Source organism: Robertmurraya dakarensis (genome assembly GCF_900156875.1).
Lineage (GTDB): Bacteria > Bacillota > Bacilli > Bacillales > Cytobacillaceae > Robertmurraya > Robertmurraya dakarensis.
On record NZ_LT707408.1, the window covers coordinates 251,798 to 277,796 of the forward strand.

At 39.9% G+C, this 25,999-nt stretch carries 23 protein-coding genes; 19 read left to right on the top strand and 4 right to left on the bottom strand.

The window, feature by feature from the left end; all coding sequences use genetic code 11:
• Positions 1-324 precede the first annotated feature (324 nt).
• The 19 genes from CZ487_RS02365 (at position 325) to CZ487_RS02455 (ending at position 19,330) form a co-directional block, all read left to right on the top strand.
• Complete coding sequence (locus CZ487_RS02365) at positions 325-1,095, top strand: SAF domain-containing protein (protein WP_077210649.1); 771 nt, start codon at positions 325-327, stop codon at positions 1,093-1,095.
• Between the two features lie 67 nt (positions 1,096-1,162).
• A complete protein-coding gene (locus CZ487_RS02370) occupies positions 1,163-2,329 on the top strand; it encodes a CpaE/TadZ family protein (protein WP_077210650.1) in 1,167 nt (388 codons plus the stop codon).
• Positions 2,330-2,447: 118 nt separating this feature from the next.
• The gene (locus tag CZ487_RS02375; RefSeq protein WP_419865704.1) at positions 2,448-3,803 is read left to right on the top strand and encodes a TadA family conjugal transfer-associated ATPase; all 1,356 of its coding nucleotides are present in this window, start codon (positions 2,448-2,450) and stop codon (positions 3,801-3,803) included.
• The gene (locus tag CZ487_RS02380; RefSeq protein ID WP_077210652.1) at positions 3,781-4,707 is read left to right on the top strand and encodes a type II secretion system F family protein; all 927 of its coding nucleotides are present in this window, start codon (positions 3,781-3,783) and stop codon (positions 4,705-4,707) included. Before CZ487_RS02375 ends, CZ487_RS02380 begins: the two co-directional genes overlap by 23 nt.
• A 4-nt stretch (positions 4,708-4,711) precedes the next feature.
• Positions 4,712-5,650, top strand: a complete 939-nt coding sequence (locus CZ487_RS02385; protein WP_077210653.1) for a type II secretion system F family protein — start codon at positions 4,712-4,714, stop codon at positions 5,648-5,650.
• A gap of 45 nt (positions 5,651-5,695) precedes the next feature.
• Positions 5,696-5,893: a hypothetical protein gene (locus tag CZ487_RS02390; RefSeq protein ID WP_077210654.1), complete on the top strand. Its 198-nt coding sequence runs from the start codon at positions 5,696-5,698 to the stop codon at positions 5,891-5,893.
• A gap of 111 nt (positions 5,894-6,004) precedes the next feature.
• On the top strand, positions 6,005-7,414 hold the full coding sequence (locus tag CZ487_RS02395; RefSeq protein ID WP_084783108.1) for a vWA domain-containing protein: 1,410 nt from the start codon (positions 6,005-6,007) through the stop codon (positions 7,412-7,414).
• Between the two features lie 78 nt (positions 7,415-7,492).
• Positions 7,493-7,891, top strand: coding sequence for a hypothetical protein (locus tag CZ487_RS02400; RefSeq protein WP_077210655.1), 399 nt, complete (start codon positions 7,493-7,495; stop codon positions 7,889-7,891).
• On the top strand, positions 7,888-8,514 hold the full coding sequence (locus CZ487_RS02405; protein WP_077210656.1) for a Tad domain-containing protein: 627 nt from the start codon (positions 7,888-7,890) through the stop codon (positions 8,512-8,514). The genes CZ487_RS02400 and CZ487_RS02405 overlap by 4 nt, the downstream gene beginning before the upstream one ends.
• A 34-nt stretch (positions 8,515-8,548) precedes the next feature.
• Positions 8,549-9,862 carry a hypothetical protein gene (locus CZ487_RS02410; RefSeq protein WP_077210657.1) on the top strand — a complete coding sequence of 438 codons (1,314 nt, stop codon included), beginning with the start codon at positions 8,549-8,551 and terminating at the stop codon, positions 9,860-9,862.
• A 33-nt stretch (positions 9,863-9,895) separates the two neighbouring features.
• Positions 9,896-10,699: a hypothetical protein gene (locus tag CZ487_RS02415; protein WP_077210658.1), complete on the top strand. Its 804-nt coding sequence runs from the start codon at positions 9,896-9,898 to the stop codon at positions 10,697-10,699.
• 16 nt (positions 10,700-10,715) lie between these two features.
• Positions 10,716-11,441, top strand: coding sequence for a hypothetical protein (locus CZ487_RS02420; RefSeq protein WP_077210659.1), 726 nt, complete (start codon positions 10,716-10,718; stop codon positions 11,439-11,441).
• Between the two features lie 224 nt (positions 11,442-11,665).
• Positions 11,666-12,520, top strand: a complete 855-nt coding sequence (locus CZ487_RS02425; RefSeq protein WP_077210660.1) for a hypothetical protein — start codon at positions 11,666-11,668, stop codon at positions 12,518-12,520.
• Between the two features lie 178 nt (positions 12,521-12,698).
• On the top strand, positions 12,699-14,408 hold the full coding sequence (locus tag CZ487_RS02430; RefSeq protein ID WP_077210661.1) for a transglutaminase-like domain-containing protein: 1,710 nt from the start codon (positions 12,699-12,701) through the stop codon (positions 14,406-14,408).
• Positions 14,409-14,479: 71 nt separating this feature from the next.
• Positions 14,480-14,776 (top strand): hypothetical protein, encoded by a 297-nt coding sequence (locus CZ487_RS02435; protein ID WP_077210662.1) that lies wholly within the window; start codon positions 14,480-14,482, stop codon positions 14,774-14,776.
• Between the two features lie 71 nt (positions 14,777-14,847).
• A complete protein-coding gene (locus tag CZ487_RS02440) occupies positions 14,848-16,275 on the top strand; it encodes a vWA domain-containing protein (RefSeq protein WP_077210663.1) in 1,428 nt (475 codons plus the stop codon).
• 35 nt (positions 16,276-16,310) lie between these two features.
• Positions 16,311-17,768 carry a vWA domain-containing protein gene (locus CZ487_RS02445; RefSeq protein ID WP_077210664.1) on the top strand — a complete coding sequence of 486 codons (1,458 nt, stop codon included), beginning with the start codon at positions 16,311-16,313 and terminating at the stop codon, positions 17,766-17,768.
• A 108-nt stretch (positions 17,769-17,876) separates the two neighbouring features.
• Entirely contained in the window at positions 17,877-18,164 is a 288-nt protein-coding gene (locus CZ487_RS02450; RefSeq protein WP_077210665.1) for a UxaA family hydrolase, read from the top strand.
• Positions 18,164-19,330, top strand: a complete 1,167-nt coding sequence (locus CZ487_RS02455) for a UxaA family hydrolase (RefSeq protein ID WP_077210666.1) — start codon at positions 18,164-18,166, stop codon at positions 19,328-19,330. Before CZ487_RS02450 ends, CZ487_RS02455 begins: the two co-directional genes overlap by 1 nt.
• Before the next feature lie 78 nt (positions 19,331-19,408).
• Here CZ487_RS02455 and narI read toward each other — a convergent pair whose 3' ends face one another.
• The 4 genes from narI to CZ487_RS02475 all read right to left on the bottom strand — a co-directional run bounded on the left by narI (position 19,409) and on the right by CZ487_RS02475 (position 25,908).
• On the bottom strand, positions 19,409-20,098 hold the full coding sequence (gene narI / locus CZ487_RS02460; protein WP_077210667.1) for a respiratory nitrate reductase subunit gamma: 690 nt from the start codon (positions 20,096-20,098) through the stop codon (positions 19,409-19,411).
• Complete coding sequence (gene narJ / locus CZ487_RS02465; protein WP_077211827.1) at positions 20,074-20,649, bottom strand: nitrate reductase molybdenum cofactor assembly chaperone; 576 nt, start codon at positions 20,647-20,649, stop codon at positions 20,074-20,076. The genes narI and narJ overlap by 25 nt, the downstream gene beginning before the upstream one ends.
• Positions 20,650-20,771: 122 nt before the next feature.
• On the bottom strand, positions 20,772-22,238 hold the full coding sequence (gene narH, locus CZ487_RS02470) for a nitrate reductase subunit beta (protein ID WP_077210668.1): 1,467 nt from the start codon (positions 22,236-22,238) through the stop codon (positions 20,772-20,774).
• Positions 22,228-25,908, bottom strand: a complete 3,681-nt coding sequence (locus CZ487_RS02475) for a nitrate reductase subunit alpha (RefSeq protein WP_077210669.1) — start codon at positions 25,906-25,908, stop codon at positions 22,228-22,230. The genes narH and CZ487_RS02475 overlap by 11 nt, the downstream gene beginning before the upstream one ends.
• Positions 25,909-25,999 lie beyond the last annotated feature (91 nt).

Sequence of the window (25,999 nt, forward strand, 5' to 3'; positions counted from 1 at the left end):
ATAAAATTTAACATTTGTAATATTAGACCCGTCAAAATTACAAATATTGCAATTGGAAGGGGACCCCAATTGTATTTTTTACCTAATCGTAACTATATCTTTATACCTGTATAATATTTTGATTTCAAGGTATCGATAGGGAAAAACTAACAGACAAAATTCGACATTGTCCCTAGAAAGTTTGACGCATTTGTGAACAGGTGGTAGTTATTATATAGGCAATTTTAAAAGGATTGTAGTTTGTGAGAGTTTAGGACAATAAAGTAAGAGGAATATACCCTCGGTATGTTCCGAGTCACTTAAATTTTAGGAGAGAATAATTAGATGTTAGAGTCGAAAAGAAGAGCGATTATCTTTATTACTATTTCAATATTGCTCGCTGTCATAGCGGGTTTTATGTTCCTGATGAAGGTGAATGAAATGAATGAAAGTTTGGGAGGGACAACAAAGGTATATGCAGCAAACAAAGACATAAATCCGAGAACGATTATAGCCCCTGAAGATATTAAAGTAATAGATCTCCCAAATAAGTATTTTGTTGAAGGCTCTTACATTAAGGTTGACGATGCAGAGGATATAACCAATCAAGTGTCTATTGTTTCATTGAAAGAGGACACAATCATAACAAGAAGTGTATTAAAGGAATTCTCCAATGTTGGAGATCCAAACAATAGACTTGTAAGAATTGTAAGAGGTGAAAAGGTGTTATTTGATGAAGTGGTTGAGAATAATGATTTAGTGGATATTATTGTTTCACATCAATTTGATGGTTCGCCCAAAACGGAAATCTTTATGTCAGATGTAACTGTATTTAGAGCGATTACATCTGACGATAAATTTGCTGGCGTTGATCTAGAAGTAGCAAAAGAAGATGCTCCAAAATTAATTCACATGCAAAATTATGCAGACAGTATCAGGGTTTTAAAGGCTAGCGGTGGCCAGGAAGAACCAAAAAAGGAAGCACCCAAAGAAGAAAAATCTGAACAGAAACCAACAGCACCAGCAGCGCAGCCTGAAAAGCCGCAGGAGAAGTCTGCCCCACAACCACAGCAGCAAACTCCTACCCAGCCTGCTCAGCAGCAAGGACAGAGTTAAGGCTGAAGAACTTTAATTTTACTTATATAACTAGAATGAAAGAATTATAGAGGTCGGAGGTACTTACATGAGTTCGGGAAGCAATATTCTACTTGTTAGTGATGACAAGTTAATAACTGAACAGATTTCTCAGCAGGCATTGTCGATGTATCCTGGTTTGCAGCAGGCTACACCATCTGATGTTCGAATAGAAATTGACCGGATAGCGCCAGATGTTGTATTGCTTGTAAATCCAGAGGATGAATCGGGCATTGAACTTATTCAATACATACACAGTGAATATCCGAATATCATTATTGTCTTTATAGCAAAACAACAGGACTTTTTGCTGCTGCGCGATGCATCAAGAGCTGGAGTCACAGACTTCTTTGTTCTCCCTGATGAATTAAGCCAATTTAGTGATCGGATGGAAAGAATTCTGTTGATTGCAAAGGAGCAAAGCAATAATGGTGGATTACAGAGTATCACCTCCAATTCAGGTTTAAGAAGGGGCCGGGGACAGATCATTTCTTTTTATAGTGGCAAAGGAGGCAGCGGTACGACACTGCTTGCTAGTACATTTGCTCAAACGCTTAAGTTTGAATCAACCGCTCAGGTCATTATGATTGATATGAACCTGCAATTCGGCGGGGCAGATATGTATTTAGGGTTAGAAAGTAATCGTTCGCTAGCTGCTTTGAAACCAGTAATTAATGAATTGAATGAAAACCATATTCGTAATGTCAGTGATAAAGAACCTTATTCTAAGATGGAAATCTTATTGAGTCCTAGAGACGCGGAAATAGGAGAAGGGTTGAACGAGGACTTTTTCACAAAATTACTTCGAGCGTGTAGAAGAAGCTATGATTTTGTCGTTGTAGATCTGCCATCTAATATGACTGCAAACACGTATGTCGCATTAGAGGAAGCTGATATGATCTATTATGTATTGAATCTTGATACTCCATCTCTTCACGTTATGAAGCATGTAGAAGAATTATTTAAACGTCTAGGAATGGATACAGAAGACCGTCTGAAAATTGTCGTAAATCAAAAAGGAAGAGACAACGAGCTTACACCTGCAGATGTGAAAAACCTACTTAATGCATCAGTCAGTGCTGAAATAAGAAGAGACATAAAAGGTATTCAGACCCTTATTAATAAAGGAGAACCTTTAAGAAAGGCATCGAAGGAAAAAAAGCTAACCCCTGTTGCAAAAGATGTTCGTAAGTGGGTCCTATCTCTTCTTAAATAGATAAAAGGCATATTTTAAGTGCAGGAGGGCTTTGAGAGCTATAAATGCTCCTTTCAAGGAAAATAGCTCTGCTAAAAAAAGCAGGGAGGAGGGTAAAAGGATGTCTTTATTTAATCGTATGGGAATGAGACAACAGGAGAAAAACGAGACACAAATAAACTATTCTACATACGGAAGTCCTTACATCGAGGAGCTCATCGAACATTATAAGGCGAGATTGTTAAAGGAAACCAATCTTGAGCAGCTAACGAGCTTAAGTCAGGGAGAAAGACGACTTGCGATTGAACGATTAATAAGTCAGTTTATGACCGAGGAAAAAGTGGTTATATCAAAAAGCGATAAAGAAAACTTGCTTACACGACTAATCGATGAATCCGTTGGTTTCGGCCCTCTAGAGCCACTGCTAAATGATGATGAAATAACTGAGATCTTAATTAATGGCCATAAAGAGGTTTATATCGAGAAGAGGGGACAACTGCAGTTAACGAATCTGCAGTTCCGTGACGAGGACCATGTCAGACATATAATTGACAGGGTAGTTGCACCACTCGGAAGACGTATAGATGAAAGTTCACCGATGGTCGATGCCCGTTTGCATGATGGAAGTCGTGTTAACGCAGTAATTCCTCCTGTGAGTTTGAACGGAACCTTAATCTCAATAAGAAAGTTCCGAGCAGATCCTTTTAGAATGAGTGATCTAATCGAATTTGGTTCATTGAATGAATCGATGGCTCAATTTATACAGGCAGCCGTTTTCTCTAAAATGAGTGTTCTTATATCAGGGGGTACTGGTAGTGGTAAAACAACTCTCCTTAATGCATTAGCCAGAGCCATTCCAAACGGGGAAAGGGTCATTACAATTGAAGACTCAGCCGAGCTAAGATTAGACCGTCCAAATGTTGTTGGAATGGAAGCACGTCCTCCGAACGTCGAGGGGAAAGGAGAGATTACGATTCGTCAATTGGTCAGAAATGCACTTAGGATGAGGCCGGACCGTATTATCGTTGGTGAGGTGCGTGGTGCTGAAGCATTCGATATGCTACAAGCGATGAATACAGGTCATGAGGGTTCCCTTACGACTGTTCATGCCAATTCTCCGCTCGATGCTCTAAAGCGTGTGGAGGGCATGGTCATTATGGCTGGAATGGATTTACCATCCAAAGTCATTAGAGAATATATAGTTGGAGCTCTTGATTTAATTGTTCAAGGAACACGCCTGCCTGATGGACAGAGAAAACTAGTTTCCATTTCAGAAGTGGTGAAAAGACCTGATGGTAGTGCAGATATTCAAGAAATCTTTAAATTTAAACGAACTGGTATAGATGGTGACGGTAAGGTACTGGGTTATTTTACACCAACAGGTATTATTCCTGATTGCTTAGATAGATTGCGAGTGTTTGGTGCAGATATCGACGAATCTATCTTTGCTGCCGAAGAAGAGGTGAGCGTTAATGACCATATCTATACTCTATAGTTTGGCAGTACTTTTCGGCCTCTGGGGGCTTTATAACCTACTGGGCTATCGAAATTCAAAAAAAGAATGGCGAAACAAGGTCGGTAGGCTGTTTGGAAATAACAAAAAACGTAAAAGCTTTATTCTTGTTCTTGGAGACAAACTAGATGAGACAAAGTTCGGTCAAAAAACGACTGAGCAATTAAGGCGTGCCAACATTCAGTTGATGCCCTCGGAATTCTATGGAATATTGCTATTCGGTGTTTTCGCAGCTGCATTATTATTAAATACTTTCTTTGGAATTAAATTTCCTCTTAATATTCTAATTTCCTTTGTTGTGATGGAGGTACTTAGACGTGGGTTGTTTATTATCCGCCGTAATAAATTTGAAGAAAGAATGAATGATCAGCTTCCAGAGATATGCAGGATATTAGCGAATGCTACGAGGTCAGGAATGACATTAACACAAGGTATCGGAATTGCTGCTCAGGAGCTGAATGAACCAGCAAAGTCTGAGTTTAACAGACTTTATGGAGAAATTCAGCTTGGGGTTGATTTTAATCGAGCCTTAAAGAATATGCAAAAAAGAATTCCTTCAAGAGAGTTTCAATTGTTTGCGGCGACCCTTCTCATTCAAAAACAAGCAGGAGGGAATATTCACGCCGTTATGGATGAAATGGGACAGACAATGGAAGAAAGAAAGTTATTGCTGCAGGAAATTAAAACAATGACAGCTGAACAACGATATATTGCTTATATTGTTCCTGTTCTTCCAGTTTTCTTGCTCTTAGTCATGAACAATATCAATGAAGGCTTTATTGATCCTTTATTTTCAGGGATTGGGTTAGTGTTGCTAGCGGTATTTGTAATAGGAACAGTGTTAACTTTCTTTTTAATAAAAAAAGTGACCAATATAAGGGTGTAATTGTATGGATGGATTAATTTTAATTTGTGTCATTATGTCCCTGTTTTTATTAACAATTGGATTAAAATCCTTCTATCATTACGCGGTCAATAAAGAAGAGCTTAAGGAACATCTACAGGAAGAGATATTTACTAACCGTTTTAATATAAAAAAAAGAAAAGGCTCACGTGAAAGATTGCTAGAAAAAACATTTTATTATGCAGATGACTTTTCAGCAATTGGTAATCGAATCAATTTCTTTAGTGAAGCTGAAGATGTAGAACGGTGGCTGATGCAAGCTAGTTATCCTTATGAATTAACCGTTGAACGTTTCCAGGGATTAAAGATTTTTCTTTTGCTTGTTGGATTTGTGTTTGGTTTTTTCTTGATTATCATGAACTTTCCGTTCTCACAGATATTAATTATTCTATTGCCTCTTTTTGGTTACTTTAGCGTCATATTTTGGTTGAAAAATAAGGCTCAAAAAAGACAGGATGAACTAGGCTATGTGCTTCCAGACTTTATGGATACTGTCAGCGTAACGCTTCAAGCGGGGATAGGTCTTGACCAGGCGTTAAGGGATATCGTTCCGTATTTTGATGGACCTGTAGGTGAGGAATTTTCTAGGTTTATTCATGAAATTGAAATCGGAGTACCAAGAGAAAAGGCGTATAGAAGATTGCTAGATCGAAATGATAATGAAGCTTTTCAGGCTTTGATCAAATCACTTATTCAAGGGTCCCGGCTCGGGGTTCCGGTGGCAACAACCTTTAAGCTGCAAGCAAATGAAATACGCAGCATGAAAAAAGAGAAGATCAAGGAACAAGCAGCGAAGGCGTCACCAAAAATCACTTTAATTACAACTTTTATTGTTATGCCTACAGTGATGCTGTTAATTGGCGGATTAGTGGTATTGAACATGTTCGCCGGAGAAAATAATCCTTTTAAAATGTTTGGTTCATAGATTACTATCAAATAAAAATTGGATCTTGAAAGGAGGTGTTAGGCCATGAAAAAGATTTCAATGAGTCTTTACCAGAAAGTTACAGGTGCTCTTAACAATGAGAAAGGAGCACAAACTTTGGAATGGGTAGCAGTTGGAGCAGTAGTTGTAACGATTGCAGCGCTTCTTGGGCAAGCATTTGAGGGTGATTCAATTAAAGGAATTGTAGATGCAATTCTTCAAAAAGTACAAGACAGCCTATAATCGTTCAACAATAGAGGTTAGAGATATTAATTCAATTTATTAAATAATATTTAGCGGCAGTTGTCCCTAGATCTTGTCGCTAAATATTCATTTTGTTAGGGAGGGTTTTTCATGATGAGGATGAGGCTTCATGGTACCCTTATTCTTTTATTTTTTACAGCAATGATTTTAGCAGCATGCAGTGAGAATGATACAAACACATCAAAACCAGATGAAACAAATACTGATAATGAAGCCGTACCTACAGAGAAGGAACAACAAGAAAATAATGAGCCTTCAGTTGAAGAATTGGTTGCAGAGCTTCCAAAACCAACTGAAACCATTGCTGAGCTTGTCAATGCTGATCCTGGTCCATTTTCGGGTAAAAAGTATGAGGATTTAACAACTGAAGAGCAGCAAGAGGCTGTTGAGTTATTAAGAGAGCTTCCCAAGGTCGGTGAAAATCCGACTGATGAGGAGATAGAACTTTATTGGCGAAAATCTTTAGCTCTGTTCCATGAGGATTATGCCAATCCGGCAGAGGCATTAGGGGTACTGGAGCTCGAAGCATTTGGCAGTCCTGATATTGAAGATGAACGTTTTCAGTTTAAGGAAAATTTAAATGTGGAAATTCTCCTTGATGGCAGTGGAAGTATGGCAAACATAATTAATGGAAGATCCATGATGGATATTGCCAAAGAGTCGATTAAAGAGTTTGCTGCATCACTCCCTGAGGGTACAAATATTGCCCTTCGAGTCTACGGTCATAAAGGGACAGGTTCTGATGCTGATAAAAAGCTTTCTTGCAGCAGTAATGAATTAATTTATGAAATGAACTCATATAATGCAGACGCTTTGGGGCAAGCTTTAAACGGCATTAAACCAGCAGGCTGGACTCCGCTCGCAAAAGCAATTGAAGAAGCTAAAAACGATTTAAGTTCCTATAATGGCGAAAGTAACACCAATATTATTTATTTAGTCAGTGATGGGATTGAAACTTGTGATGGCGATCCAGTTGCTCAAGCAAAAAGCTTAGCAAATTCAGATATTCAGCCAATTGTAAATGTAATTGGCTTTGATTTAAATGCAGAAGGTCAAAAGCAATTAAAAGAAGTAGCAGAAGCAGCAAAGGGAATTTACAGTAATGCAAGAAACCAAGAGGAATTAAAGCGCGAATTAGAAAGAGCACGGGAAATAGCCCAAAAATGGCAAGAGTGGCAACAGAAAGCTGTTACTAGTGCCTCAGATTTGAAATATGACCAGCTATTATCAGATATACCGAGGTTTGGAATTGAATGGAACGAATCCAATTCTAATGAAAAATTTAATATTCGTGAACCGCTGCGTATCTTAAGAGATGAAGGTCATATTAGCAAAAAGGCATTCCAGTTATTATCAGATAAAACGAGTGAACGATTTAGTCATGTTTTAGAGCTGAATAAAGTAATTAGGAAAGACCTCAGAGAGATGGCCGACAAGAATTATGAAACGATTAAAGAAGAAATTAATCGAAAATACAGCGAAAATGCGGATGTGCAGTAGAGAGTTGTGAAACTTAGCTTTAATAATACAAAAATAGAAGACTATCATCCTAGTTAAGCAAAAGGGGGGGATATGAATATGTCCAAACTAAAGAAGAAATTAAAAGAAGAAAAGGGGTCGATGACACTGGAGTTTTTAATGGTGATGCCCTATTATCTTTTTTTCTTTTTATTATTATGGCAGGCTGTTGCATCCGGAATTACATTTATGAAGACACAATCAGCAGTTAATGAGGCGGCAAAAATTTATTCAGTAACTGGAGAACGGGATGAGGCTTATAATGCAGCTAAGGCTGCAATTGGCGTTAGTGACATTATGTCCTTTGAAGATCTAGTTATCCCTCCCCATGGCACAAGCAAAGAATTTACTGCTGTAATAAAAGTAGATCACTGGTTTGTCTTTATACCGAAAGAGTGGGGGAATATTGGAAAACCAATTGATATTGATCTAGAAGTGGCAAGTAGGATGATCAAATGAAGCGCTATATAAAAAATGAAAAAGGGAGTGGTGTTATTCTAACTATTTTTAATTTCGCAGTAGTTGGAATAATGCTAATACTCGTTTTGAATATTGCCATGGCCTTTACTAAAAAAGAGCAAGCATCAATTGCAGCAGAGCATGCGAGCTTAGCTGCTACTAGTGCTATATATGATGAAGTAAACGATGTAGTCGATAGCCATGTGAAAATAATTGAGGTTGAGGATGGCATTAATATATTAGAGCCGCTAATTGATAAAGTGGAAGCTAGGAAGGCTTCTCTAAGTTCATCTGATCTTTCGAGCAATGAAATCCATATAAAAGCTGTAAATGATGTTTTAATGGATGAAATTCCAGATGACCCTGTCTTAGAAATGAAATTGAAAAATGCCGTAGAAGATGCCTTCGACCACATACCTAATACAATTAGTAATGTTATAGACTTAAATCATGGAAAAAAAACTGATTACGATTGGGAATTTAGAGACTATCAAATCAATGTTGAAGCGAAAACAGAGTTTGAGGCAGCTCATCATAATGGTATAAATTTTGGCAGTGATCAGGATATTTCACAGGTAGGGATTGGACCAGAGGTTCCCTTTTTAGAGAGCCTAGGATACTAAGATTTAAGAAGTTAGTAGGAAAGGAGCAAAAAGGATGAAAAGGAAACGAAAGTCCTTTTTAAAAAGAACGGCAGCCTGTTCACTTGCACTTTTCATCGTCATCATAAACTTTCTCCCTGTTGCCGCACTTGCGTCAAACTTCAATCCGGGAACCTTCTCACCGGGAACTTTTTCACCAGGTGAGTTTAATACAGGGACTTTTACTCCGGGCACATTTGATCCTGGCACGTTTGATCCAGGAGACTTTGATCCGGGAACTTTTAGTCCTGGACAATATACACCGGGTCAGTTTACGCCAGGTCAGTTTACACCAGGAGAATTCAGCCCAGGGGAAACATCTCCAGGCACAACAAATCCAGGGAACTTTACACCGGAGCACCCTGATGGACCAGGGGGAAACCCTGGAGGTTCTAATGGAGACCCGAATTCACCTTCAATATCAAACCCATCAAACACAGAAGGTCCAGACAATGGAGAATTGCCTACTGGCCAAGATGGATCCAGTGATCCGGGTACAAGTAATTCAGGGGGCAGTTCTGACAAAAATGGACCACCTCTTTTCCCATATGAAGACAACCAAGGTTATAAAGACTTCAAGTTTATTACAAATAGTATGGTTTTTCCAGCCATAGAGGGCTTGGATAGACATACTTTAATTGATATAGATTGGAATAGATATGGAGAAAATTATACAGGCAGCTTTTTTAAAGGCGTGATAAAAGGGCAATTAGAAACAGGCTTTAAAAACGATTCCATATTAAGTGCACCTGGCAATCTAGCTTTAGACATCTGGAGCGGGGTTGACCATGCTAAGCATCTTAGTAAATTCGTTGGATCATGGTCAGACATTAAATCAGCTTGGACTGCAGCTAGATCAGGCTCTACCTTTAGCACCGCTGCATCAGGGGCAGGGACTTTCTTTTCAGGAGCAACCAAATCATTCAATATGGGGACGGGAATTGCTGGGAAAGCTGCACCATGGATGGCTGCAATTAGTACTGGTGTTTCAGGAGCCGAAACGGTTATGAATTTTGCAAATGGAAAAGTCAATGACGGTATTGCAAGTTTAGGTGAAACATTAATGTCAGGAGCAGTTGTTCTTTCTGCAACAGGAGTTGGGGCACCAGTTGCAGCAGGGGTAGCCGTAGTAGGCGGAGCTCTATGGCTAGGAGCGAAAATATATAAGAACGCCGGAGCAATTGCAAGTGCTTGGAAAAATCGAAAGAAACTTTGGAATGATGCTAAGGAGAATGTCGGCAATGCTGTTAAAGCAGTTAAGAATAAGGTCAGTGAAGGCGTCGATGCTGTAAAATCTGGTTTTAAAAAGGTTGTTGGCTGGTTCAGCTAGTTTTATTTAAAATACTGCAGTGGGGGGAAGCGTATGATTAGAATGCACAACATACCAAAACAAATACAGGAAGCACTTAGGCCTTATTATAAAGATGGGGAAAAGCCTGATGTTTTCCCGTCTAAATTTCAAATCAATAATCAGTTATATTATTACTTTACCTTTGCCCCTGCTGCAGAACAACTAATAATGAGGGACGATGGGATTGTCCCTTCTTTTCATGAAATTCGAGATGTGGCGTTAATTTGTAATAGTTATAACGTTTCAATTGAAACTATCGCGTCAATAGGGAAAAAATGGGTTGAATCTGGAAAGAAAAAGAATTATGAAAAACTGAGGACTATTCTTAGGGATGCACAAAAAGCTTTGGCTCCTCTTCCACCAGATGTAGAGGCCGCATTTCAATCCTATTTAAGAGCAGCCGATGAAATTATTGATCTTCAGAATGCTGTTCAAGAGGCGGTGGATGATGCTATTATCATTTGGGATCGAACGAACTTGCAGGAGTTGGCAACACAACAGGATCAAATAGATATGAGAGCGTGTATTGTCAAAATGAGTCGCGCTACTTACAAGCAAAATGAGATACAGCTTCAAACTGAGAAGGATCGTGAAAAGGTGTGGGAGTTTGTTTCCTCAAAAAGATGGCCTTTTAAGATGTCTGGATGGTCGTTTTATGTTAAATTAAGACCTTACCAGAAGAATATGATGAAAAACACCCCATTAAATATGCGAGAAGCTGAAGAAGTAGGCAGGATGGTCTTATCGGAAGATCTTCCGCTTGAACAGCATGATAATGCTAATGACGTTTGGCAGCATCTCCGTAATCCAAGATAAAAGAGGAGGAATTAACTTGTTAGCTTACTTTCAAGAAGCTTTTAAATTGTATAAGAACAACTTCCTCCGAGTTCTTCTTATAGGTATAACAGTTTTACTTCCAATCCAGCTTATTTATACGATTTTAATCAATTATGTGGCAATGCCTTTTCAGTATTTTAATCTTCCTTTATGGACTAGTATATTCCAGAGCATATTTATGCTTATGAGTGTGTTTGTTATGTTCATTCCTTTAATTAGCATGGTTGCACAGGACACGCGAACAAGCAGCGTTAAAACGGGCAAGCTTTATGGAGACACGATCAGATATGCTTTTTTCGCTTATTTGATTAGTATCCCAGTATCTATCTTAATAACAACAGGGCTTCTGGTATTAATAGTACCGGGAATTATTCTTCTAGTGTTATTGATCGGTATTCCATTTGTAACAGTCATTGAAGATGAGCGGCCAAAATCGGTAATCAAAAAGTCCATATCATTTGGTAAAGAGAACTTTTTATCAATTTGTGGAATACTCCTTAGTTTTGCGGCGTTCGATGTGGTGGGAACCTATCTAGTAACCTTTGCAGCTAGTGTGCTTAATGGGCAGATGGCTTTTGCAAACTGGTTGATGATTATTTTGAATATATTTGTACTACCATTATTTGTTTTTACTATAGCAAAGGCCTATTTAAATTGGAACGGGGAAACAGATACTATACAAGAGAAAGCATACCTCCGTCAATTGGAACAATATAATTAAAGTTTTATATTGTAGAAATTGAGAATAGCAGTTTGAACGATTCCAGGTTACCACTCAGGGTAGCCTTTTTATATGACTTTAGATTCTATGTAATTAGTCGGAAAAGGTGCCTTTTTTCTTAGAAACAATTTATAAGAACAGATCGTATGAGTATTAAGCAGAGTTTTAAAATAATGGAAAAAGTAATCAGTAAATCTGTCTTTCAGTAATAATGAGGTGCAATCATGATTAACGTAAAACCAACAGCCAAACACATCAAGAGTATAAAAAAGCATAAAAGGTTTCTAGAAAAGTGGAAAATGTGGGGATTTGCTTACTACGATGGAGAGGACTATTATTTTGCTGCTCAATATACTCAAATAACCGGTTCTCTTACTGGGTATTTGATCCTTAATCAGGATGGGGAGGACTTACCGCTAAGTCAGGTACTATCTCAAGCTTACTACTTAGTACGCTATAACACGATGGTTCATAACACCATTTCTGCAATGGTACCCCAAATGGCGAAAAGCAGAAAAACCTATGAAGAGATGCTAGGTTTATTAAAGAATAACCAACATGAGATTGTAAAACAAAGACCTGATTTAACTGAAGCTGTTCGGAAAATGATCGAACTTAATGAATACAGCGTAAAAATGTCCGATAAAATTCGCGAAATTGTTTATAGATTGGGTGGATACCAAAGGGATATAACGCAAGGTAGAGGTTATTTTGATCAGAAATTTTTCGATGTAATGGATGATGAATACGGAAAATATAGTGAACTCATGTATAAATACGGCATACAGGAAAGAGATTTGCAAAAAGATTATGCCCGATTAAGTGAAGCATTAGATATTAGCAACATATCCATATCTTCATCAGATAAAAGGAAACTAAAAACCTTGCTAAAAGCAACACAGGAGACAAACGAGAAAGAACTAACAAAGTCATTGGAAACATTCGAAAAGGATGATCAAGGAAATCAGCTTTATATTGATTTAAATAACATCAAGGAGTCGTTAGCAAAAAATCGCGAGGATATAGGGAAACGTGATTTTCAGAAAATAACCGTTCCGATTATTCGAAACAAAAGTTAGATCAGGAAAAGCATGTCAGTTTGCAAAAAGGTCCCCGAGGTAACCTTTTTCTTTTTGACAATATGTTACTAAAAGGGGACTTAATACTCAGAAACATAAATGAGCGTTCACTCGTAAGAACTAAAGACGATAATTATAAATTTTTGGAAAAAGTGAGTCCGTATATGAGGAGGGTATCATGAAACGCAAAACATGGTTGGCGGTATTGATATGTTTAATGGCAGGGACAGTATTTCTTTCTGCCTGCAGCAATGAAAGCAGCAATGGTGAAGCATCTGAAAAGACGAAAGAAGAAAAGAAGCTTGAGGATCAGTACGAAAAATTAGTAAAGGAAAAAAACGATGAACTAGCACTTGAACCGATCGAACTGACAACCTACAGTGAAGAAATTGGCGCTACATTGAAAGAGCCTGTGTATAAAAAATTTGCTGTAAATGGTGAAGTGAAGGTTGAAGGAGAAATTGAACAATACACAAATTTGAAATCGGATTATGCGTGGATTGAGGTGTATTCCTTCGAGGATGGTCCTTCTGGCGATTTGCATGAATATTACACACCAATTAAGGAAGGAAAATTTGAGCAGGCTGTTCATTTTCATAATGGAGAGGGTGAGTATAAGGTAACGGTTAAGCTTCCTGATACAAATCGGGAAAATTACTACTATGACCTTTCTTCCTTCGAAGTTATCAATGTGAACCCTGAAATACAGAGGGATGTGACGTTTAGTCCGTTTGGGCAGGCTGCGAAGCTTTCATTGGACTTAGAAGCAAGTTATGTAAAAGAGAATGAAATTTTTGAGCTTAGCGGTAAAGCAGGAAATTTAACAGATGAAGATACGATCATGATTTCTCTCTATAAAGATTCAAACACATGGAAGCATGTGCTGCCGGTAAAAGAAGGGGAATTTGCATATGATGTGCCGTTGTTTTATGGAGAAGGGGTACACAAATTAGAGGTGTTAGTTCCTGATGAAAAGCGGGATAATTACTATCAAGTGGCTACAACCATATTAATAGATAATGAGTCTGCGAGTGTCATGAAACCAATTGAGTTTTCAAATATGTATTTAGAGCGGGGAGTTACACTTGAAACACCTTTGTACGGTGGTGAAGAAGCTGAAACGACCTACAATATTAAGGGCTTTATCGATCCAAACGCTGAGTTTGCTGCAGATACAACTCATATTTATGTGACGACCAAAAAAGGCGAAGACGAAGCATTAGATGTAATTCCAGTAGAGGATTATTCGTTTGATGGTATTTTCTATCTTAGATTTGGTCCTGGAACTTATGATGTAACGGTTAGTGTTCCAGAAATAAAAGAAGAAAACAGTGATTATTTCCGATATTTTGGTTTTGCAAAGTTTGAGGTGGAATCAAACGCTGCTGAAGACCTGCGTGATCTTCTTCCATCTCGCGGAGTACAGTCGGATGCGCCAGAAATAAAGGAATTGGCAAAAGAGATCACAAGCGGTAAAGAAACTGACCGTGAAAAAGCGAAAGCAATCTATGATTATGTAGCAAAAAATGTTTCTTATGATGTTCAAAAATATGAAAATGATGAATTCGAATGGGATGATAGCGCATTAAAAACATTGGATCTGAAAACAGGTGTGTGCCAGGATTATGCATTTTTAGCGATTGCATTGCTTCGCGCCAGTGAGATTGAAGCTAGATTTGTTGAAGGAAGAGCAGGAGGCGGTATTTTACCAGGAAGGCATGCATGGGTAGAAGCAAACGTGGACGGAAGCTGGTTAACGATGGACCCAACATGGGGATCTGGTTATGTAGACGATGATCGGTTTGTAGCAGCCTTTAATGAAGATTATTTTGATCCGAATATGGATGAATTCAAGAAAACACATACGCGAACGGGGGTTTCATATTAATTGGCTGTTGGTCTGATTAAGAGTCGGAAGCAATAAGAGAGGAGTCAAGTGCTCGGAATTGAGGTGAATTAGTGCAAAAGAAAACATTATCAGTCTTTTCAGGACTCTATTTAATTGTTTATTTTGCTTTAATGTTTTATTGGGCCTTTACAGCTCCCGATGAAAGCGGCGGAATTAGTTTTGAAGAGCATAAGTTTAATATCATTGGGTTTACCGTTTTTGGATTTATCGGGTTAATGTTAATGTCCATCGTATTGGCAGGAGAAAGAGACGGTAAGGAAACGAAGGTAAATAAAAAAGCGGTCTGGGGCGGTGTAGCCATTGCAGCTTTTTTCCTTATATGGCGTTTATTAATGGCTTTATTCTAATTTAATGAAGAAAGACACAAGTACGCACGGTAGTTTCATATTAAGTATAAATGTAGGAAGTGATGTATCTCATGTTGCCATACAAAAGACTAGGATATGCAGGAATTATTCTCATTTCTATTTTCATATTAATTGGCTGTTCAGCTGACCAAGAGCATGCAGGAAGCAGTGAGGAGTCAAAGAACGTTTCCGCTGAAAAAGCGAGTGAGAAAAAGGTGAAAGAAATACCTAAAGCTGCCAGAGAGATAGAAGAAGTCGTTGTACAAGAGCCAGGGAAACTGGTAGAGGAGCATATCGACCCTGAATTAGAAATCATTGAAGGCTTAGATTTTGTTCAGTATCGCAATTTTATTATGGACACATTTAATCCAATTGTTGAAAAAGAATTAACAGGTTATTTTGAGAACAAGCAAGAGCTAACGAGTGACGAAGTCTATGACTATCTTGTCTATCAGCTTGGTTCAGGACAATATAAAACGTATTATCAAGATTTAGTTGATTACGAGCATGGTCATGTGATGCCTGAACTTCCCCAAGGGGAAGATGAAGTTGAAAAAGTGAAGAAACAAAAGCAAACAAATGTTGTCATTTTAATGGATGCAAGCGGGAGCATGAAAGCAAGTGTTCCTGGAGGTGTCAAAATGGATTTGGCAAAAGAGACAATTAAGAAATTTACGGATCAAATGGAAGAGGATGTGAATGTATCGCTTCTTGCTTATGGTCATATTGGGACAGGAAGCGATGCAGATAAAGAAGAGTCCTGCAGTCGAATTGATGCTGTTTACCCATTAAGTTCTTATAATCCTGCTTCCTTTAATGAGGCAATGAATTCCTTTCAAGCTAGCGGATGGACACCGCTGGCGGGAGCAATTGACAAGGCTCAGGAACTGCTGGCTTCATACAACGGGGTAGAATATAAAAATATTGTTTACATTGTCAGTGATGGAATTGAGACATGCGACGGCGACCCGATTGTCGCTGCAAAGAAACTGAACGAAAGCAACATTGAGGCGAAAGTCAATATTATTGGATTTGATGTGGATGACGAGGGTCAAAAGCAGCTGATGGAAGTAGCTGAAGCAGGCGGGGGCACCTATGCAACCGTTCGAGATAAGGAAGAGTTTGAGGAGCTTGTGCTAAAAAAGTGGAAGCCAACTTTTGGGCAATTGCTATCTACTCAAGGGATGCTTCTTCATGATGTGGTTCATCAAAAACAGGCGGTGCTTGATTTGTATAGTCCACTCTATCAGTCTTCGGAACGCGAGCTCAATCGAATCAGCAGTGCTGCAAGATTCCTAAAGAATGAAGGTTTTATAACGGAAGAAGTGCATTCTGAAGTAATTGGCCTAGCGGAAGAAATGCGTAATCTTCGAAATGAGCATTTCCGAGGAATAAAGGATGAAAAGGATGCCGAGGCTGAAAAAGCGAGAAATGAAATCAACGCACAGGTTCAAGCCTGGAAAGATAAATGGAAAGAAGTACTAGAGAGTGAGAATTAATTAAGAGCAAATAAAAAGGCGAGGTGAAGGCGATTATGTCAAGAATGATCTATCTCATGCTGCTGTCGTTTGTGTTGATCTTGTCTGGATGCTCTGAAAAGCAGGAAGCGAATGAGCCAGCTCCTGAAAAGGCAGCTGAGAACAAAGAAGTGCAGAAAGTAGAGGAAACAGAAGAAAAGCAGTCGGAGAGTGGGAACGAGGAGGTCGGCTTCTCATTTGAAGAGCTCAAATCGTTAAAAATCCCTGATAGTATAGAAGACTTTCAAGATGTAAAGCCGGGTCTGTTAACAAAGGACCTGTCCTATGAATCTGAAACAGCTCTTTGGGCGAAGCTTGATGGTTTAGAGGGGATTAAGGAAGAAACAAAAAATGCTATGGAGAAAGTTTTAGAGGAGACAAAAGATCCAGATACGCTTTTTAAAGCTTTCATTTATTTACTTGGAAACAATGCGTATGAAGAGACAGTAGGCCGATTGGCTGCAATGAAGCCTAATTTTGATGAGCCGCTGCTGCCTGAACCAGAAGAGCTGGCAGCGAGTGCAGAAAATAGTGAGGATAGAGCACCAGAAAAAGCTATTCTCTTACTTGATGCTAGTTCAAGTATGCTGCTTTCTGTAGATGGGCAGCAGAAAATGGAGGTTGCTAAAAATGCTGTACGGAGTTTTGCGAAGACCATTGGAGAGACGAGTGATGTCTCATTATATGTATATGGTCATGCCGGAACTCAGGAAGATAAAGATAAAGCGTTATCCTGCTCAAAAATCGATGAAGTATATCCGCTGCAGCCTTATCAGGAAGAATCCTTTTTTAAAGCGGTACAGAATGTTGAAGCAAAGGGGTGGACTCCTTTAGCAGAAGCAATCAAAACAGCTAGAGAAGCGAGTGCTTCATATGATGGTGATATCACATTATATATCGTTAGTGACGGTGCGGAAACTTGTGATGGCGATCCGGTTGAGGAAGCGAAGCTGTTTGCTGCAGATAATGAGCAGAGAAAAGTAAATATTATCGGTTTTAATGTAGATGCGAAGGCTGAGAATCAACTAAAGGAAGTAGCGCTGGCTGGAAACGGAGAATATATTCCTGCACATCATCCAGATGATTTAAAAGAGAGTATTAAACATACATGGGTTCCAAGCACAATCGATATCATGAGCAAGCAATGGAGCTCCCCGAAAAATACATTCCCTGTGATGTTCCAGAAGCTAGATATTGATAAATTGTCTCAAACCATTGGTCATGCAGTTAATCAAGAGAATACTAGATTTAGACATACAATCCAGTTATTGAAAAAAGAAGGTCTGATCACAACAGAGCAAGAGACCGCACTTAATGAAAGAGTCGAGGCCTACAAGGGGAAACTGACTTCCTTAAAGGATGAATTGGCTGCTAAGAAAAAGCAGGAAATTGATGATGAAGTGGAACGAATAGATCAGAAAATTCAGGATTGGACAGAAAGAATGGAGAAAATTAGAGAGGAGAACGGTAAATAAATGTAAAGAAACCTTTTACTTTTGAAGAGTAAAGGGTTTTTTTATGCTAAAATAGTTAATATTTATATAATTTTAAAAATTCGTTCTAACAGGTTGGAGGTGTCTAAAATGGAAAAGGTGAATGCACTTTTTTTAAATGAAGAAGATAATATTGCCACTGCTTTATCGGAGATTGAAAAAAATAAAAAAGTCCTCGTTAAAGCAGGAAAAGTAGAAAAAGAGATACATATGAAAAATAAGATAGACTTTGGGCATAAGTTTGCTGTGATAGATATTCAAAAAGGAGAAGATATCAAGAAATATGGGGAAGTGATTGGGGTTGCAACAAAAGGCATTCTAGCGGGTGAGCATGTACATGTACATAATATTGAAAGCAAACGAGGGAGTGAGGAATAATGGAAAAAATAAAATTTTGGGGATATAGAAGAGGCAATGGCCAGGTTGGGGTCAGGAATCATATATTGATTTTGCCAACGATTACTTGTGCAACGCAAACAGCGCAGAGGGTTACCGAGTTAGTGCAGGGAACGGTTTCTTTTATCCATCCTCATGGTTGCGGCCAGATTGGCAGTGATTACGATCAGACGTTTAAAGCTTATGTGGGGATTGGAAGTAATCCAAATGTGTATGGAGTAATTGTGTTAGGGCTTGGCTGTGAAACGCATCAAGCACGAATGATTGCAAAAGAAATTGAAAAGACAGGAAAGCCGGTTGAGGTTGTGTCTATACAGGATCAAGGTGGAACGCTGCAAGCGATTGCGGATACAGCGAAAGTTGCGGTGAAAATGGTACAAGAAGCGTCAACAGTTATGAGAGAGGAATGCTATTTTAATGAATTAATCGTTGCGACTGAATGCGGCGGTTCGGATGCTTGTTCGGGACTTTCCGCTAATCCGGCGGTAGGGCGCGCGAGTGATGGAATCGTCGAGCAAGGCGGCACAGCCATTTTAGCAGAAACAACGGAGTTAATTGGGGCTGAGCATCTGCTTGCTAATCGTGCTGCGGATGATACGGTAGCTAAGAGAGTATATGAAGTAATTGGGGCGATAGAGAAGCGATCCAATTTGATGGGAGTTGATCTCCGTACGGGTAATCCAAGCCCTGGAAATATAGAAGGCGGGATTACGACTTTAGAAGAAAAATCACTGGGTGCGGCGACAAAGTCGGGGAGTTCAAGGCTTGAGGAAATTGTGAATTATGCTGAAAGGCCAACTAAAAAGGGGCTGGTATGGATGGATACACCAGGTCATGATATCGAGCAATTGACGGGAATGGTGGCAGGAGGAGCACAAGTGGTCCTTTTTACAAGTGGAAGAGGGACACCAACAGGCTCACCGATTGCACCTGTGATCAAAATTTCAACCAACACAGCGATGTATGAAAAAATGAATGAAAATATTGATCTCGATGCGGGAACAATTATTGAAGGAATTGAGACGGTTGATGAAGTTGGAAGCAGGATCATTTCGGAGATTAAAGATGTTGCAAGCGGGAAGCTGACAAAAGCTGAAATTTTGAAGCAGCATGATTTTGGGATTTGGCGAATTGGACCGACGTTTTAATCTCTATTTTAGAAATTACGGGGAAGAAGGAATCTACTTTTTATAAATATGATTCCTTCTTTATTTTTTGATGGTTCTTTATAGCGTTTCTTGCTTTGGTTCTCTTTTTCTATAAATTACATAACTGCGTGATAGATAACGGAGTGGAACACTGAATACATGGACTAGACGTGTAAATGGCCAAGCGGCAAAAATTCCAAAAACAGCAAGGATATGAATTTTAAACCAAAGGGGTACAGTGGCCATCAGGCTTGCATCTGCCTGGAATGTGATAACTCCTCTTAGCCATGGGCCGATTGTGGTTCGATAATCAAAGCCATGCGAATCGATATTTAGTAATGTTGCAGACATCCCAGATAAAATGACGACGAGTAAGAAAATTAAACTTACCCAGTCTCCTTTTGTGCTCGTTGCTATTAGTCTTCGAACTGACATTCTTCTATAAAGAAGAATGATGATTCCAATTGTTGCAGCGGTTCCAGCGGGGATTCCGCCAAGAAGGGCGATGGTATGGTATTGGTGTTCTGATACACCCATAGCTTCAAACACTCCAATGGGAACGAGCAGCCCCATTACATGACCTCCGAATACAAAGATGATTCCCCAATGAAAAAGATTGCTTCCGAGCCGCAGCAGTTTCTTTTCTAATAGTTCGCTAGATTTGGATGTCCAGCCGAACTGATCGTGTTGATAACGGTATATATGCCCCCCGATGAAAATCGTTAGAACGATGTAGGGGAGAACTACCCATAAAAACTGTTGGAACATATTTCGTCACTCCTCCGTACAAGCTTTGTGATGCCAGCTTTCTCTAATGCGAGCATAGTTGCCTTCAAAATATGACCATAAAGATTATCCTCTGGCTGCAGGCGATCTGCAATTTCCTTGATATTAGTTAAATATCGCTGAAAGACAGGTTTCATCGTTTCCTGGTCTACTGCACCAGCAAATTCCAGCATAAGAGGCAGGTAGTCAGGCAATTCTTTATCCGTTGCACTGAAACCATGCAATTGATAATAGTTTTTTAGGAATAATAGATCCATCCCTCTTTCACGCTGCTCCCCGTTCGTCATATAGGTAATATAAAGATTGGTTTTCTTGCCAAAGTCGAAAGTATCTACATAGATAGAAACTAATTCTGAAGATCGCATCTTCATTGCCTTTTGTAAATATTGATGAAGCTCCACCTTCATTGGTGATTCTATTAAATTAGTAAGTTCCTCTGAAATCACTGGCAGTGAACCTGTAAACTCCCTGTCAGGATAACTTAGTAAATAAGAACAAAACTGAAAAACTTGTTGAATCTCATAATCTTCCATGATGATTTCACCACCTATTGCATTCATTAAAGGGAGGGGGGGAAGGAAATCCCCCTCTATTCCTTGTAGTTATTTTAAGTGTCCGCTACAGAAGGACACTGTCTTTTTGTGGTACCTGGTACCTAAAGGGTGCCGCAGGAGCCTGGGCCGCCGGCAAAGGCTAGGCCGCAGCTTCCTTGTTCGTCGTAGAGGTCGGCGACTTCTTCACGGTGGGAAGCTGGGATGACGAAACGATCTTCGTATTTTGCAATCGCAAGCAAGCGGTACATATCTTTAATATCTTGTTCATCCAAGCCAAGCTCTTTGATAATTGAAATATTAGGGCTCTTATTAGTTTGTACACTTCTCATATACGTTCTCATCACTGCCATTTTCTTCAAGACGCTGCGGATATGTGTTTCATCACCAGCAGTCAACAGGTTAGCTAAGTATTCGATCGGAATTCGCATTTGATCAATCGCAGGGAAGATGTCTTCTGCACTTGAACTGCTGCCGACACCTTCGAACATGTTCATAATCGGACTTAATGGCGGAATATACCAAACCATTGGCAATGTGCGATATTCTGGGTGCAGCGGCAGGGCGATTTTCCAATCGATGATCATTTTATAAATTGGTGACTTTTGGGCCGCCTCAATAAATTCCATCGGGATGCCTTCTTCTTTTGCTTTTGCAATGACTTCAGGGTCATGAGGATCTAAAAATACCTCCAATTGAGAGTGATACAAATCCTTCTCATCAGCCATCGCAGCTTCCTGAACTTTATCCGCATCATAGAGCATGACACCAAGATAGCGAATGCGTCCAACGCATGTTTCTGAACAAATCGTAGGCATTCCAGCTTCGATTCTAGGGAAGCAAAGGGTGCATTTTTCGGCTTTATTGGTTTGCCAGTTGAAATAAACCTTTTTATAAGGGCAAGAAGTAACACAATGCCTCCAAGCACGGCAAGCATTCTGGTCAACAAGCACGATTCCGTCTTCATCACGTTTGTACATCGCACCAGAAGGACAAGCGCTGACACAAGCTGGATTGATGCAGTGTTCACAGATTCTTGGCAGATACATCATGAATACATCTTCAAATTCAGTCCGTATTTGATTCTCCATTCTCTCCACGTTCGGATCTTGAAGACCAGTGATATGTCCTCCTGCCAAGTCATCCTCCCAGTTCGGTCCCCAAAGAACATCCATGAATTCACCAGTTAAAGCAGATTTAGGACGAGCAACTGGCTGTGTTTTGCGAGCTGGACTATTCGTTAATGTTTCATAGTCGTAGTTCCATGGCTCATAATAATCATCAATCTCTGGCAGATTAGGATTGTAAAATAACTGCAGCAGCCTGTTCACTTTGGAACCTGACTTTAATTGCAGGCGCCCGTTTTTAACTTCCCAGCCGCCGCGGTATTTCTCCTGATCTTCCCAGCGTTTTGGATAGCCGATACCTGGCTTCGTCTCGACATTATTAAAGTACATATATTCTGCACCTGGACGATTTGTCCAGGTGTTTTTACACGTTACACTGCAAGTATGACAGCCGATACATTTATCTAGATTCATGACCATTCCGATTTGTGCTTTAATCTTCAAGCCAATCAACCTCCTTCAGTTTACGGATGACCACATTGACGTCACGCTGGTTCCCAGTTGGTCCGTAGTAATTAAAGCCGTAGCTTAATTGGGCGTAGCCGCCAATCATATGAGTTGGTTTGATATAGATTCTTGTTGGACTATTATGCGTGCCGCCGCGATTGTCTGTTAATTTTGTACCCGGCACATTAATATGACGATCCTGCGCATGGTGCATAAAGGCCATGCTTCTTGGGATTCTGTGTGACACAACCGCTCTTGCCACGACAACGCCGTTGCGGTTAAAGCACTCGATCCAATCATTGTCTTCTATGCCAACTTCAGCTGCATCATCTTTGTTCATCCATACCGTTGGACCTCCTCGGAAAAGGGTCAGCATCGGTTGAGAATCAAAATACATGCTATGAACGGACCATTTATTATGTGGTGTTAAATAATTTAAGACGATCTCTTTGCCTTCTATGTCAGGACGTTTATTTTTAAAAGGCTTGCTTTGCAGGATTGGCTTGAAAGTAGCCATCGCTTCGCCAAACTCGTGCATCATTTCATGATCAACGTAGAAGGATTGTCTTCCTGTAATCGTTCTCCATGGAATCAGCTTTTCAACATTTGTTGTAAAAGGAGAATAGCGTCGTCCACCTTTTTCTGATCCGCTAAAAGCAGGGGAGGTGATGACTGTTTTTGGCTGTGCTGTAATTTGTGCAAAAGTAAAGCATTCTTCTTCTCTTTCTGCTGCTAAATCTACTAATTCGAGATCTGTTTTCTTCTCCAACGCTTCCCAAGCCTTTACAGCCATTCTTCCGTTAGATGTAGAAGAAAGGGTAAGCACTGCTTCGCAAGCATTCTTCGCGTATTCAATACTTGGACAGCCATCTACAACCCCGCCATTTACAGTCCCAAGTACTTTTTTCAATTTTTCATATTCCTCTTCTGCAGACCAATTGATACCTTTAATGCCGTACGGCGCATTTTTAATATTTGGCCCTAAAGAAGTCATTTTATCGTAGATCAGTTTGTAGTCTCTTTCGACAACATGAATCTGCGGCATCGTACGGCCTGGAACTGGTTCGCATTCGCCTTTGCTCCAATCTTTCACCAATCCAAGCGGCTGCGATAGCTCTTGTGGTGTGTCATGCAGCAGCGGCGTAGCCACGACTTCTTTAATTGGATCTAGATCTAGGGAAGAAGCCATGTCTGATACACTTTTTGCAATTGATTTAAAGATATCCCAGTCTGAACGAGACTCCCATGGTGTTGAGATAGCTGGATTAAACGGATGGATAAATGGGTGCATATCCGTACTGTTTAAATCATGTTTTTCATACCAAGTTGCAGCTGGTAAAATCACATCTGAATAAAGACCTGTACCGGCCATCCGGAAATCTAAGTCTATTAATAAATCAAGTTTTCCTTCGGCTCCTTGATCACGCCATTTGATTTCCTCAGGTCGCAGGCTGTCTCCATCGTCATTAAGAACACCGCTGGTTGTACCTAGCAAATGCTTTAAGAAATACTCATGGCCTTTACCAGAACTTGAAATTAGATTCGACCGCCATACAAATAAATTCCGCGGGAAGTTCACTGGATTATCAGGGTCTTCGATTGCAAATTGCAATTTGCGATTCTTTAACTTTTCAGCAACATACTTGCCCACCTTTTCAGGTGATTTTGCCCCAGTCTTTTCCGCTTCTTTATATAAATCAATTCCATTTTGATTAAAAGTCGGATAAGAAGGGAGCCAGCCTAGTCTAGCGGCCATCACATTGTAATCAGCATAATGGTCATATCGTGCTTTTTCGTATAAAGGAGAAATATGATCACTTACAGGCTGTTCCTCATAGCGCCATTGGTCTGTTGTAAAATAGAAGAAAGATGTTCCGTTTTGTAATTTCGGTGCTGCTCCCCAGTCTTTTGCTGTTGCAATCGTCTGCCAACCCTCGACAGGACGCAGTTTCTCCTGACCAACATAATGGGCCCACCCGCCGCCGTTCACGCCTTGAGCGCCAACAAAGAGAACCAGGTTCAAGACAGCGCGATATATGGTATCGGCATTAAACCAGTGATTGATTCCAGCTCCAACGATGATCATGGACCGTCCGTTTGTATCAAGGGCGTTCTGAGCGAATTCACGTGCAATTTGGGTAACAAGCTCTGGTTTCACACCTGTAATACTTTCCTGCCAAGCAGGTGTAAATGGAGTATTTTCTTCTAGTGTTTTTGCTACAGTACCGCCAAGGCCGCGATCGACTCCATAGTTTGCTAGAGTTAAATCAAATACCGTTGTTGTGTAAAAGACCTTGCCGTTATGCTCAATTTTTCTCACTGGAACAGTTCGGTATAGTATTTCATTGCCATCATGTGAAAAATAAGGAATTTTCACAGTAGAAACTTCTTCTTCAATTCCTAGGAACGATAACCTCGGATCGATTTTCTCTCCGCTTTCTTCATCGATCATCTTTAAGTTCCATTTTGCTTTGTCTTCCCATCTCGCTCCCATCGTGCCGTGCGGAATAACTAATTTGTCATTAAGATCATTGTAAAGCACAGGCTTAAATTCGCCATTTTCTACTTCTTTTCCAAGATCAACAGCATTTAAGAAGCGGTCTGGTGTAAAATGATCGCCATCTTTTTTTAGGGTAACGACAAAAGGAAAGTCAGTATATTGCTTGGAGTAATTTATAAAATAATCATGCTGTTTATCCACATAAAACTCTTTTAAAATGACATGACCCATTGCCATCGCCAGGGCACCGTCAGAACCTTGCTTCACCTTCATCCAATCATCTGAGAATTTAGTAGACTCTGCATAATCCGGGCTGACCGAAACAACTTTCGTACCGCGGTACCGAACCTCTGCGAGGAAATGAGCATCAGGTGTTCGTGTTTGTGGAACGTTAGATCCCCAGGTCATAATATAGCCGGAATTATACCAGTCACTGCTTTCAGGTACGTCCGTTTGATCACCCCAGATTTGCGGTGATGCAGGCGGAAGATCAGCATACCAATCATAGAAACTGAGCATTGGCCCGCCCATTAATGACATGAAACGAGAACCTGATGCATAGCTTATCATCGACATCGCTGGAATCGGTGTGAAGCCCACATTTCGATCTGGACCATATTTCATTACAGTGTAGAGGAGCGATGCTGAGATCAGGGACAATACTTCATTCCACTCCGCCCGGACCAAACCGCCTTTTCCGCGGGCTTGCTTGTAGCTATGTGCTTTTTCAGGATTTTCAACAATGCTTTTCCATGCATCCAATGGACTTTCGTTTGTTTGTAAGGCTTCACGCCATAAATTTAATAAGATTCCTCTAACATAGGGATATTTCACTCGTAATGGACTGTAAATATACCAAGAAAAGCTTGCACCGCGCGGACAGCCGCGTGGTTCAAAGTCTGGCATATCCGGACCAGTTGATGGATAGTCAAGCTGTTGTCCTTCCCATGTCACAATTCCATCCTTTACATAAATGTTCCAGCTGCAGGAACCGGTACAGTTAACGCCGTGTGTAGAACGGATCACTTTGTCATGCTGCCATCTCTTTCGATATGCCTGCTCCCACTCTCGGTTTTCGTTTGTTGTCTGACTGTGGTTATTTGATTGCTTTTCAATAGGAGTTAAATATTTCAAACGATTTTGTAAAGGTGATCGTTTCTTTTTCATAGAAAATCTCTCCTCGTGGCGGTATTTTCAAACGTTTCTCTTTTATCAAGAAGAACCGTTGATTTGCTTCGTTCTTTATTAATAGCCTAAC